Here is a 12,944-nt window from a genome sequence, read left to right on the forward strand (position 1 = left end):
TCTTTTATGTACTTGAACCTTGCAATGCATCATTCTGTGCATCAGAATCTTTAAGGTATAAAAATCTATAACAATCTTTACATTGCAACAACTTATTTCGCCGCAACTGCTGTAAATCATGGTTTATAATATTATAAAAACAGGCGCTGCAACTACCATTCACCACAGGCACAACAGGATCTGGCACATTCGAACGCATCACCGCATATTTTTCCAACCATTCTGCAGGTACGTTTTGTATCTTTGAAGGACGTGCAACTAACTTTTCGTCTATCGCATCTGCTAATGAAGTAATTTGGCTCGATAGTTGATCAATCGACACATTAAGAGCGTTAATTTTTTGCTCCATCGTCTCTTTTGTTTCTTTATATATTGCTTTTACTGTATCAAGATGCCTCCATGCCGCAAGCAAATCTTGCTCAAGAGAATTCTCTCGCAATTGATATCGGTCTATTTCCAACTTCAACGATTGATATTCTTTAGTTGATGCTGCAGACTCTAATTGCTGCTTTTTTTTCTGCATTGCTTGATCAAGATCGAGCATATCAAGCTCTTTAAGGTCAACCGCCTTTTGAGCGTCATAAACCGCATTAGCCACAATATCTTGGCTCTTGCGTAACTCTTGCTCTTGGTCTTGTAATGAAAATAGTTCTCGTTGAGACTGCTTTAATCGATCTTCCAAACCAGAAATCGTTTGATCAAAGTCGATCAGCGCTATAAATGTTTGAAATGGTGTTCCGTCCATCATAAAATCCTCCTACAAAAGTTAAACGTTTGCGGCTTCTTTTCATGACATATATGATGGTGGGCCCACCAGGACTTGAACCTGGGACCTTTCGGTTATGAGCCGACTGCTCTAACCAACTGAGCTATGGGCCCGCGAACATCACAAAATACAGACACAAAATCTGTACTGCTCTAGATTAGAGGAATTTACGACCGTTGTGAAGTAGAAATATCATCTTTTTCTAATATACAAAGTTCCCGTAATAATTCGCGGGAAAAAGCTCCGGTTTTACAAAAAAGTATAGTATACTTTTTGTGATAGGGACATAGTTACAGGGATCATGTATATGGACAAATCTTTTAAAAAAGCACTCGACGGATACCAACTCTTTAGAACAAAATACGTTCTTGGAGATAAAACTGTTATGCAAGACCTTTCTCGCGAAGGTCAAAAACCTCAAATCATGTTTATTGCCTGTTGCGATTCTCGAGTGGATCCCGCGCTCATCTTACAATGCGACCCAGGAGATCTTTTTGTGGTACGTAACGTAGCCAATATCGTGCCTCCGTATGAAAAAGACGGCCAACATCATGGCACTAGCGCAGCATTAGAATTCGGCATTTGTTATCTCAATATCAAAGATCTTATTATACTTGGCCATAGTCAATGCGGCGGCATTCAAACCCTAATACATAATGATAACCTCAAGCAAAATGATTTTATAACCAGCTGGGTCTCACTCATTAAAACAGATATGCGTCATGCCCATACTCCCGATGATTGCGCAAAATTGGCCCTGCAAAGCTCATATGAAAACTGTATGGAGTTCCCTTGGATTGCAGAAAGAGTTACTCAAAAGCAGCTCGCTGTGCATGTTTGGTTCTTTGATATAGAGCAAGGACAAATTTTTACCTATTCTGATGAAACTGGTCAATACACACCGCTTGATTAAATCTTACACAACTATCATTGCAAAGAATCCATAACCTCCTTAGCGTTGTATACAATTGCAATGATCTTTTTTCACTAAACAATAATTCTTGAATTCTCATTTTTGAATCTGGTATTGTAATTGCGCACATAGATACAATTGTATAAAAAAAGGCTCTCCTATGAAAATTTCAATACCAGGGTTGCTACTAAGTCTTATACTAACCCCTTCCCTAATACAATCAGCAACCCCTTTACAAAAAACAAGGTACACCCAAATTAAAGATGCTACTTTTACACCTCTGCCGGCAAATCCTACTGCTATTGGAGACGAATATTTTCAAAAGGCTCTTAACGGGTATCAAACATTTAGAAAAAAATATGCTCTTGGCGACAAAACTGTTATGCAAGATCTGTCACGAGAAGGACAAAAACCTCACCTCATGATTATTGCTTGCAGCGATTCACGGGTCGATCCTGCAGTAATTTTACAATGTGATCCAGGAGAACTATTTGTTGTGCGAAATGTTGCAAATATTGTCCCTCCTTATGAAAAAGATGGCACCTATCACGGAACCAGCGCCGCGTTGGAATTCGGCATCAACTATTTACACATTCCCCATCTTATTATTCTTGGCCATAGCCAATGTGCTGGCATGCAAACACTATTTGAATCTGACAATAGAACAAAGAATGATGATTTTATAACCAACTGGGTATCAGTGGTCAAACTGGATACAAAGCATATACATAGCACTGATGAGTACACAAAAAAAGCACTACAACAATCATACAAAAATTGCATGACGTTTCCTTGGATTGCAGAAAGAGTAAAACAAAACTTACTCCATATTCATATCTGGTTCTTTGATATCAAAACGGGGCAAATTTTTACCTATTCCGATAAAACAAAGCAATATGAGCCGCTTGGTTAGGGTCTCATAGAATGAAACTCTTGATACAACAACTAATATTTACACTAATGATCTCATCATGCCCAACTCAATCGCAAATTTCTCAACATACAAAAGAAATATATACTCCTGAAAACAAAATTATCGACCAAAATACTTCAGAAGAAAATCAAAAACCAACAATAATATTCATTGTTTGCGACGACTTACAAAAATTACAAGAACAATTATTATTGTTAATGCAAAGAAACACAGAACTTGCAACACAGAATGATAAAACTACACACTCTGCATTACCCATAGAGCTCTACTTAACCATGCTGAACTCATAGACATCGTTCACTTCTCCAATACGAGACTCTAAATCAAGACTATTACTCTTCAAACCCAGCTGGAACAATAACTGGTTTAGCAAAAAAGAATATCTACGCTTTCACAAAAACATCTCCACAGCCACTGCAAGCCGAGATCTCATAACCGGAGTTCAAGCAGGTATTTTAATGAAAAAAGGAGAAAAGAATCAAACAATGTATCAGTTTATTGAATAGAGACCTCCCTACCCATTCTTTACTAAAAAATCCTTCATCCGACAGCTATATCCCCATTCATTATCATACCAACCAAACGCTTTGCCCATTGTATCTCCACAGGTGATTGTCAGCAAACTATCGATAATAACTGATCGAGCATCACCACTGAAATCACTAGAAACCAATGGCTCTTGCGTAACACCCATAATGCCTTTCATAGGACCTTCACTTGCTCGCTGAAATACATCATTAATTGCGTCAACTGTCATCGATTTTTTAGTAATAAAAACCAAGTCAATTAACGAAACTTTTGCCACTGGCACTCGCAATGAAACTGCTTCCGTAAGACCTGCTAGCTCTGGTAACACCTTGCTAATCATCTGTGAAGCGCCTGTTGATGTTGGAATAATGTTGCATGCTGCCGCACGCGAACGTCGCAAATCATCTGATTCAACATCAAGAAGTACTTGCGTATTAGTGTACGCATGCACTGTTGTCATAAAACTGCGTTCAATGGTGAATGCATCATGAATAACTTTTAACATCGGCAGCCACGCATTTGTGGTACAACTGCCCAAAGAAACAATTGCATGGGATGCAGCGTTGTACTGCGCATCATTCACACCGGGAATAATCGCAATATCTTCTCCATGCGCGGGTGCAGAAATAAGCACTTTTTTTGCACCTGCTTGTATATGCTTAATCGCACCTTCCCGTTTGGTAAAATGACCGGAACATTCAGCAACCCAATCAATATTCATTTTTCCCCAGGCAATCTGTTCAGGATCGCGCTCAGCCACCAAAGCAATACGATATCCATCAACTTCTAACAGATCTCCTTGCACGGCCACAGTGCCTGGATAGATCCCCATCAATGTGTCATATTTAAACATATGCGCAACGGCATCTTTTTGTGCAGAACCAATATTAATAGCAACTACAACCATCCGTTGCATTGCATCTGCATCTTGCAAGCAACTACGTAAAAAATTTCTTCCAATTCTTCCAAACCCATTAATCGCTACTCGTATCATTGCTCGTCCTTTTTTTATATCTACCAACTACGCACTATCTCCACCGTCGCTAACTCTTGCTCTGATGACACCACCGGCAATTCCAGCAAAATAGGAATCTGTGCTAACCGCTCATCCAATACAAACTCTTTCAATGCTTGCATGCCGAGAACTCCTTCACCTAATACCTCATGCCGATCAATTTTTGAACCCAATTTTTCTGCTGTATCATTCAAATGAATCAAGCCAATTGCATCTATACCAATGGTTTTTTCTAAAACATCTATAAATTGCTGCCGATTTTCTTGCCCTATCAAATTATATCCATATGAATGCGCATGCGCCGTATCGACACAAAATGACACCCGTTCTGGCTTATCTACCAATTCAAGCATTGCCTTAAAATCATTAAAATCGCCTCCTACCGCCATGCCACCATGTGCCGTATTTTCAAGCACCAATGAAAGCGATGATTCATAAGTAAGAAACTCATTCACCGCACGCGCAAGGGCGTCAATACCATCAGATTTGTGTGCTGCGCCTTTTGCCGATCCGGAATGTGCCACAATATGCGTAAATTCTAATGAGCGGGCTAAGCGTAGTTCACGATATAATGCACGATGGCCCGTGTATTGCACACCGGCCAAATTAATCCAATACGAAGCATGTAAATAAATATTACCTGCCCATGCCCGCCGCATAACTAAAAAATCTTTTTTTTCTTGTTCTGTTACATGAATCATATCGTTTGATTTATGTGACACAAGAAAGCATTGAAAAAATGGCATTCCGGCTATTACTATCCGTTCTAATGCAGATAATAAAGATCCATTAAGACGTACATGTATTCCAACATCCTTCACCAACATCCCTTTTTTTAACTCATCTTTACAAAATTACAACAGATCTTTTTCAAGCACAGTGCGATCAAAATAACCACTGAGTGCCTGTATAAAACGCTGTCTAATATCATGCAACTCTTGTTGCGAATTTGCTTCAAAACGTACTGATAATTTTGGCTCTGTATTGGAAGCCCGCACCAATCCCCAACCACCTTGCCATAAAACACGTATACCATCTAAACAATTGATTGTCACATCCGGATCTGCTTGAAAATACTGCTTTAATGCGGAGACAACAAACTCCTTGCTTTCATCAGGACAGGCAATACGAATATTGCCAGATCCATATTTAACGGGAAATTCTACAAGCTTTGCCGTTAATGAAGGAGACTCGATAACAATTTCAAATAACCGCATCATCGCGTAAATGCCATCGTCATAGCCAAAATACCGATCCGCAAAGAAAAAGTGACAACTCACCTCTCCGCCAAATAATGCGCCTGATTTTTTCATGTACTGTTTGATATATGATGAACCAGTTGGTGACATAATCGGACGCGCTCCCCATTGCGCAAGTAACTCTGCAAGTGCACCGGAACAGGTGCTATCAAAAACAATAGCAGTCCCTTTATGATGATCAACAATCGGCTTACTCAAAATACCTAATAGCTTATCCCCCGGAATAAGATATCCCTCTTTGGTCATAGCCGCCATACGATCTGCATCACCGTCAAGACCAACCCCTAGCTTAATGTCTGTCGTAGCCAATATCTGTTTTACATCGGCCATATTTTTTTCTTCTATCGGGTTTGCATCATGATGCGGATAGGTGCCATCAACCTCTGGATACAAAAGCTGCACATTTGGCCAATCCATACGTTGCACTAATTGTGGCAGCACAGTCCCTGCTGCACCATTACCGCAATCAACAACAACTGATAATTGCATGCTTCGTAACGATGCAAAATGATCTGCCAACCAATCAATATATGCCTCAACAACTGGCTCTCTTGTTATCGATCCTTTTTGTTGAGCAGCAACTTCTTTTTGTGCTTTAAATAACTGTTTAATTTCTTGAATCTGATCGCCACAAACCGATTCTGTACCTAATTTTATTTTAAACCCGTTGTATTCTTTACCATTATGTGAGGCGGTTATCATTACCCCCGCCTGCACATCATAATTATATACTGCAAAATACATAACCGGTGAAGGACACGTACCTATAAAAAGTACATTCAGACCACTATCAATCAATCCTGCTGTTAACTGCTCCTGCAACGCCGCCGAATGCACTCGACCATCCATCCCGACCACAACCGTTTTTATCTGCGGATTTTTCTGCAAAAAATAGTACGCCAGCGCCCGCCCAAAGGCGTATACCTGATCAATCAAGAGGTCTATCCCTACTTTTCCTCGAATATCATATTGACGAAATATCACATCATTCATCTTATTTCCTTTAATTTTCAGTCAAAAATGCTCATGTCATAAAATAAAGTAACCTGTAGCGTACCGTAAAAAAGGCGTATAGACAAAAGATATACCTCTATCTTTAGGGCAAGCTACTGAAAAACCCTCTCTATCGCATGCCTAGCACCCCTAAAATCATTCACATTGAAACAATCCATTGATTTACGCCTAGACAAAATGGTATTTTTAAACCAAAGAGAAATCCAATAACAAATGGAGATGTATTATGAAGAATATAATCAAATACCTAGTACTCGGTCTTACCCTGGCAACCAATCAGTTATACCCCGCTGCTGCAGCAGAAGATGTGGCTGCTCAGGAAGAAGAACAAAAAGATACCCGAGCGGCCATTGCACTGTCGCTGAAAACCCCAGAAGAAATCCGTGCGCAGGCAAAACGAGAACGGGAACTTGCTGAATTTCGCAAAAAAGAAGAAATCCGACTAAAAGCTGAGCGAGAAAAAAAACGTGGCAGACAGGCTCAAGAAGCTGCTGCTCAACCAATAGCAGGCCTTGGTCAACCAGATGAAGAACTAGATGCTGCTATTGCCGCATCATTACAAGAACAACCATCTGCGTCAGCGCAAGAAGAAACTAAAGAAGAAGAGGAAAAAGAACTAAAAATCTATAAGCCTTATAAAAGACGAAAAATAAGAGAAATTGTAGGACGCCTTCCCAATGTATTAGGAGAGCAAATAGAAGCAATGGCACAGCCAACAAGAGTTTTTGAAACAAATTCAGCGGGGCTCATCAATTCGGTAATTATTGAAGGCAATGATGAGGATTCCCCTAAAATCAGCCCTGATAGCACACTCATTGTTACAAAAGCTAATAAATATATATATGTACGAAATTCCACTACAGGCAAAATTCTATATAACCCTATACCCTATGACAACAGTGCTGAAATTTTTATTAGCAAAAATAACTTAATCGCAATAGTATCTGACAATACTGCAGAGATATGGGATGGCAACACGAGAACATTCAAATACCGTCTCGGCGGGCATACGGGCATGATAACAACACTCGCCTTCAGCAGCGATAATCAATTCATCGTAACTGGTTCAACAGACTATACTGCACGCATATGGAATGCCACCGATGGAGCATTACGGCATACACTTAGCGGCCACACAGAATACATAAATTCTGTAGTTATTAGTCAAAATAATATGTTCATTGTTACACAATCTAACGATGGAACGGCGCACATATGGGATCCTATTACAGGGACAATTTTAAGCAATGCAGATACCGGATTCTATCTCCCTACCTTAGAAAATGGTCCCGCAATAGGTGACGTAGCTATCAGCTCAGATAACAAATTCATTGCAACGGGAAGTGAAGACTCAGTACATATATGGAATGCTCATACTGGAGAATTATTACATAGAACTAACGGACTTGTAGGCCCAAACCTAATAACTTCTATCGCCATCAGCAAAAATAATCAATTCATTCTAGCAACATCCATTTTTGATGAAACTGCGTGCGTATTGAATGCCCATGATGGAAAATTAATATACCGACTTCGAGACATTGACTCCTCTGCCACTATCAGCTCTAATAACCAGCTCATTGCTGCAACATCTTCGAAAAATACTGCACATGTATGGGATGCGAATACTGGACAATTATTACATACCTTCACAGACCCTAATAGAAGAATAAGATCTATTGATATCAGTCCAAATATGCAATTCATTGTCACGTCATCATCTGCAATGACCACTCACGCAAATAGTATTATACGCATCTGGAGAGCAAAACCGGTACCCGCGATTGCTGCACATGCACGAACTATAGAATCGTTTATTCCGCAAGCTAATCAACTGCTCAACCAAGCAAAACAGATAAAACATTTTCCAGCAGAACGTTTAGAAGCAATACAAGGATATATACATCAACTAGAAACCGCACCGTCAATGCACTATGAACAAAACATTAATGCAGTTAGCCGCGTGATTAAAACTGAATTTGAACTAGGAAAAGAAGAAGCAGAACAGGAGGCAGCTCAACAAACTCGCAGGGATAAGCTTATTGCTGAAACACAAAGATTAATAACTCAAGCACAAAACATGCGCTACTTCCCTAAAGATTTAATCCAAAAGTTACAAGACCAAATTGAGTTGTTGAATAATATAAAGCAGAATGACCATAACATCAAAGCATCTATCTCTACAATCAACAATACTATTATTACAACATTTAATGCAGGCAAGGCAGAGCATATACGCGTTCCGATTATCAAAGAAACAATTACGCAAGCTGTCCATTTTTTAAATCAAGCCAAGCGGATCAAATTGTTCCCAGCAGGGCATTTACGAGCAATACAAGAGCATATTAATGCATTAGAAACAACACCATCTATGACCACAGCGCACGCTCAAGATATCCTGAGGCTTATCAAAAAAGAATTTGAACTGGGCAAACAGGATGCAAAAGAAAAAGAAGATCGGCAAGATCGATAAGATAAAAAAGATAAATCCAATAACAAATGGAGATGTAATTATGAAGAATATAATCACATACCTAGTACTCGGCCTTACCCTGGCAACCAATCAACTATACCCAGCCGCTGCAGCTGGAGATGAGGAAGAACAAAAACAAACCCAAGAAGCAATCCGCGCATCTTTACAAGATCCAGAAGAAATCCGTGCACAGGCAAAACGCGACCGAGAACTTGAAGAGTTTCAACGAAAAACAGAACAACAAATTAAAGCTGATCGAGATAAAAAATTAAGACAACAAGCGCAAGAAGAAAACGCTGCTGCTCAACCAACAATAGGTCTTGATCAACCGGATGAAGAACTAAATGCTGCTATTGCCGAATCATTACAAGAGCAATCATTAGCCGCAGCAGCGCAAGAAGAAACTAAAGAGGAAGAGGAAAAAGAGGCGATCCATTACCAACCAAAAAACAAAACATATCGCGATGAAGGCTTACGCGCAGCACTTACATTAGCTCCAGGGGTAGATGAACTCATAGGAACCATGGCGCAACCGGCAACAATTTTTGAAAAGAACGCCCAAATACAACCGCAAATTATTACCTTACAATATTCTGACCGCTTTACTGACACCTACCAAATGCTCACGATAAGTCCTAACAATAAACTAATCGCAATCAAATATGGCATCCTAGTACTTATCTACGATGCCTCCACTGGTACACTACTTCATACATTAAGAGATCCTGATCGTGCATATAATGTGACTGCTATAACGTTTACTTTAGACAGTCGATACATTATAACAAGCGCTACAACGGGGATTGCGCGCATCTGGGATGCAACTACCGGCGAATTAATCCATAGACTTGACGGCCATAGAAGATTCCTCCGATCTGTAGCCATCAATGCTCAATTTATCGTAACTGGATCAGCAAGCAACGCCATACAAATATGGGATATTAATAATCCTGGCCTACTACCTTTACATACCATTAATGCCCCAGCACCTGTGCAATCGGTAGCTATTAATAACAACAACATTGTTCTGGCTGGATGCGAAGATGGTACGGTACTCATAAGAAACGCAGTTACAGGAAGTCTTCCTATAAGTCCTACTACCGGAGAATATCTAGATACCCTTGAAGGCCCTCTGGAGGGAAGAGTTATTGACGCAGTAGCCATCACCGATACAATTGCGGTTGCTGGATCTCGAGACGAGAATACATATGTATGGGACATCAGCACAGGGAAATTATTGCATACATTAACACACACGCATGATCCCGCTGATGGCGATACGGAAGTTGATAGCGTCATAGTTAGTCCTAATGGCAAACTGCTTATAATAACTTCATTAGGCGATTATACAACAAACGTATGGGATATCGCCAACGGAACACTGAAATACACTATCCATAAGGCTGCTTCACTACGCCCTGCGATCAGTTTAAATAGCAAATTCATTATAATTGCGTTGTCTGATGGCACCGCACAAATATTAGATGCGGCCACAGGCGAACTGTTGCGTACACTAACGGGCAAGAAAATCAATTTGGTAGCGATTAGCCCCAACAACCAATTCATTGTTACAACATCTTGGGATGGCATCATGCGAATATGGAGAATAAAACCATATCCATCAATTGCATTACCCGCTCGCAGGGACAATCTTATTGGTGAAACACAAAAACTAATAACTCAAGCGCAAGGCATGCGCTACTTCCCTAAAGATTTAATCCAAAACTTACAAGACCTCATTGAATCGTTGAAAACACTACAACAGAATGACCCTAACATCAAAGCATCTATCTCTACAATCAACAATACTATTATTACAACATTTAATGCAGGCAAGGCAGAGCATATACGCGTTCCTATTATCAAAGAAACAATTACGCAAGCTGTCTATCTTTTAAATCAAGCTAAGCGGATCAAGTTTTTCCTAGCAGGGTATTTACGAGCAATACAAGAGCATATTAATGCATTAGAAACAACACCATCCATGACCACAGCGCACGCTCAAGATATCCTGAGGCTTATCAAAAAAGAATTTGAACTAGGAGAACGAGAAGCGAAAGAAAAAGAAGCACGGCAAGACCAATAAAAATGGAGAGGTAATTATGAAAAATACAATAAAATATCTATTACTCGGCCTTACCCTGGCCACCAATCAGTTATACCCCGCTGCTGCAGCTAGGGATGTGGCAGCTCAGGAAGAAGAGCAAAAAGATACCCGAGCGGCCATTGAACTATCCCTGCAGGATCCTGAAGAAGTCCGTGCACATCAAATACGAGAAGAGAGACTTGCAAAATTTCAGAAAAAGACCGAACAACAAATTAAAGCTAACAGAGCAAAAAAATTAGGCCGCAGACAACAAGAAGAAGGTGCTGCCGCTGCAGCCCAAGCAGAACCAGGAATAGTTGGCCTTGATGAGCCTTATGAGGAGGAGCTAGACGCTGCTATCGCTGCATCATTACAAGAAGCCGGAGCACCACAAGAAGAGACCAAAGAAATAGCAGAATCTCATACACCGCAAAGAGCAAAGGCGCGGAAAGCAAGAAGCCCACAAGAACAAGAAGAAGACAGACAGCTCTATCAAAGACATCTAGAGATGCTTGAAAAAGTACGTCAAGAAGATAAGGCAGCACGAGAACGACGCGGCGAGCGTCCCATAAAATATAAAGAGCAAGCAATTATAGGACACCTCCCCAATGTATTAGGAAACCGAATAGAAGCAATGGCACAGCCAATAAGAGTTTTTGAAACAAATTCAGCGGGGCTCATCAATTCGGTAATTATTGAAGGCGATGGTGAATCGATGGGCGCAATCAGTCCCGATAGCACCTTCATTGTTACAATAACTAGTTATGGCCTGGTATATATACGAGATTCCAGCACAGGCAAAATTCTCCATGAGCCTATCGAGCATAAAACAATCGGCAAAATAATTATTAGCAAAAATAACTTAATTGCAATAGTATCTGGCAATACTGCAGATGTATGGGATGGCAATACAGGAACATTCAAGTACAACCTTATTGGTCACACAAATACAATAAGGGACATTGCCTTCAGTAATGATAATCAATTCATTGTAACAGGCTCATCAGACAACACTGCACGTGTATGGAACACTGCTGATGGAACATTACGCCATATACTCACGGGCCATACAAGAGCAATAACTTCTGTCGCTATAAGCCCAGATAATATGTTCATTGTTACAGGATCTTATGATGGCATGGCACGCGTATGGGATCCTTCAACAGGAACAGTTATGATCGATGCAGATACCGGATTATATATTCCTACCCTAGAAGGTAATCACCGTATATATAGGGTAGCTATAAGCTCAAATAATAAATTCATTGCAACAGGATCGGATGAAGGACTTACACATATATGGGATGCTCATACTGGCGATCTAATACGTCAACTTAATGAACGATACTCAGGTCCAATAACTTCAATTGCCATCAGTCCAAACAATCAATTTATTGCAATAGGATCTAATGATGCTGGAATTGTACGCGTGTGGGACACTAACAATGGAGCATTAATGCACGAACTTATAGGTCATGATGACGACATATATTCCGTAGCCATCAGTTCTAATAACGAACTCATTATCACAAACGGTCGGGACTATAAAGCGCGTATATGGGATGCTAACACTGGACAACTATTACATACCTTGCGAGATCCAGATGGAGGTATATTATCTGCTTTCATCAGCCCTGATATGCAATTCATTGTCACAACAGCACGCTCGCACAAAACCACAGAAGATATCACGCGTATATGGAGAGCCAAACCTGTACCTGCAATCGCAGCGCATGCACGAATTATAGAAGCATTGATTACACAGGCCCACCGCCTCCTCGATCAAGCAAAGCGTATTAAAGAGTTTCCTATAGAACGTATACATGCAGTGCAAGGATATATCAACCAAATCGAAACGGCCGATACACTTTCTCAAGAACAAATAGATACCATCAGAAAACTTATAGAAACTGAATTTCAGCTGGGCAAACAGGAAGCAAATGGAAAGTGAGGGTC

The 12,944-nt window shown here is 40.3% G+C and carries 10 protein-coding genes and 1 tRNA gene; 6 read left to right on the forward strand and 5 right to left on the reverse strand.

Going from position 1 to position 12,944, the window contains the following annotated elements; genetic code table 11:
* Positions 1-4 precede the first annotated feature (4 nt).
* Together VGT41_05040 and VGT41_05045 are read right to left on the reverse strand one after the other, a co-directional pair.
* Positions 5-748, reverse strand: a complete 744-nt coding sequence (locus VGT41_05040; protein HEV2601639.1) for a hypothetical protein — start codon at positions 746-748, stop codon at positions 5-7.
* 54 nt (positions 749-802) lie between these two features.
* Positions 803-879, reverse strand: a tRNA-Ile gene (locus VGT41_05045).
* A gap of 194 nt (positions 880-1,073) precedes the next feature.
* On the opposite strand from VGT41_05045, the gene VGT41_05050 reads away from it, so the two are divergent.
* From VGT41_05050 to VGT41_05060, 3 genes are all read left to right on the forward strand, one after another.
* Positions 1,074-1,679, forward strand: coding sequence for a carbonic anhydrase (locus VGT41_05050; protein ID HEV2601640.1), 606 nt, complete (start codon positions 1,074-1,076; stop codon positions 1,677-1,679).
* A gap of 160 nt (positions 1,680-1,839) precedes the next feature.
* Positions 1,840-2,592 (forward strand): carbonic anhydrase, encoded by a 753-nt coding sequence (locus VGT41_05055; GenBank protein ID HEV2601641.1) that lies wholly within the window; start codon positions 1,840-1,842, stop codon positions 2,590-2,592.
* A gap of 11 nt (positions 2,593-2,603) precedes the next feature.
* Complete coding sequence (locus tag VGT41_05060; GenBank protein HEV2601642.1) at positions 2,604-2,903, forward strand: hypothetical protein; 300 nt, start codon at positions 2,604-2,606, stop codon at positions 2,901-2,903.
* 224 nt (positions 2,904-3,127) lie between these two features.
* Here the strand turns inward: VGT41_05060 and VGT41_05065 are convergent, their stop codons facing one another.
* From VGT41_05065 to VGT41_05075, 3 genes are read right to left on the reverse strand one after another with little or no spacing between them, the layout of a single operon-like run.
* Positions 3,128-4,135 (reverse strand): type I glyceraldehyde-3-phosphate dehydrogenase, encoded by a 1,008-nt coding sequence (locus tag VGT41_05065; protein HEV2601643.1) that lies wholly within the window; start codon positions 4,133-4,135, stop codon positions 3,128-3,130.
* A gap of 20 nt (positions 4,136-4,155) precedes the next feature.
* Positions 4,156-4,977 (reverse strand): deoxyribonuclease IV, encoded by an 822-nt coding sequence (locus VGT41_05070; GenBank protein ID HEV2601644.1) that lies wholly within the window; start codon positions 4,975-4,977, stop codon positions 4,156-4,158.
* Positions 4,978-5,010: 33 nt separating this feature from the next.
* On the reverse strand, positions 5,011-6,408 hold the full coding sequence (locus VGT41_05075) for a phosphomannomutase/phosphoglucomutase (GenBank protein ID HEV2601645.1): 1,398 nt from the start codon (positions 6,406-6,408) through the stop codon (positions 5,011-5,013).
* Positions 6,409-6,655: 247 nt separating this feature from the next.
* On the opposite strand from VGT41_05075, the gene VGT41_05080 reads away from it, so the two are divergent.
* From VGT41_05080 to VGT41_05090, 3 genes are read left to right on the forward strand one after another with little or no spacing between them, the layout of a single operon-like run.
* A complete protein-coding gene (locus VGT41_05080; protein ID HEV2601646.1) occupies positions 6,656-8,902 on the forward strand; it encodes a hypothetical protein in 2,247 nt (748 codons plus the stop codon).
* Between the two features lie 40 nt (positions 8,903-8,942).
* Positions 8,943-10,988: a hypothetical protein gene (locus VGT41_05085; GenBank protein HEV2601647.1), complete on the forward strand. Its 2,046-nt coding sequence runs from the start codon at positions 8,943-8,945 to the stop codon at positions 10,986-10,988.
* A gap of 16 nt (positions 10,989-11,004) precedes the next feature.
* Positions 11,005-12,939 (forward strand): hypothetical protein, encoded by a 1,935-nt coding sequence (locus VGT41_05090; protein ID HEV2601648.1) that lies wholly within the window; start codon positions 11,005-11,007, stop codon positions 12,937-12,939.
* Positions 12,940-12,944 lie beyond the last annotated feature (5 nt).

The sequence above is a fragment of the Candidatus Babeliales bacterium genome, assembly GCA_035944115.1.
GTDB lineage: Bacteria > Babelota > Babeliae > Babelales > Vermiphilaceae > DASZBJ01.

Coding starts and splice junctions, on each gene's coding strand:
- VGT41_05080 (HEV2601646.1), top strand. CDS start 6,656: ATGAAGAATATAATCAAATACCTAGTACTCGGTCTTACCCTGGCAACC.
- VGT41_05055 (HEV2601641.1), top strand. CDS start 1,840: ATGAAAATTTCAATACCAGGGTTGCTACTAAGTCTTATACTAACCCCT.
- VGT41_05090 (HEV2601648.1), top strand. CDS start 11,005: ATGAAAAATACAATAAAATATCTATTACTCGGCCTTACCCTGGCCACC.
- VGT41_05040 (HEV2601639.1), bottom strand. CDS start 748: ATGATGGACGGAACACCATTTCAAACATTTATAGCGCTGATCGACTTT.
- VGT41_05075 (HEV2601645.1), bottom strand. CDS start 6,408: ATGAATGATGTGATATTTCGTCAATATGATATTCGAGGAAAAGTAGGG.
- VGT41_05085 (HEV2601647.1), top strand. CDS start 8,943: ATGAAGAATATAATCACATACCTAGTACTCGGCCTTACCCTGGCAACC.
- VGT41_05060 (HEV2601642.1), top strand. CDS start 2,604: ATGAAACTCTTGATACAACAACTAATATTTACACTAATGATCTCATCA.
- VGT41_05065 (HEV2601643.1), bottom strand. CDS start 4,135: ATGATACGAGTAGCGATTAATGGGTTTGGAAGAATTGGAAGAAATTTT.
- VGT41_05050 (HEV2601640.1), top strand. CDS start 1,074: ATGGACAAATCTTTTAAAAAAGCACTCGACGGATACCAACTCTTTAGA.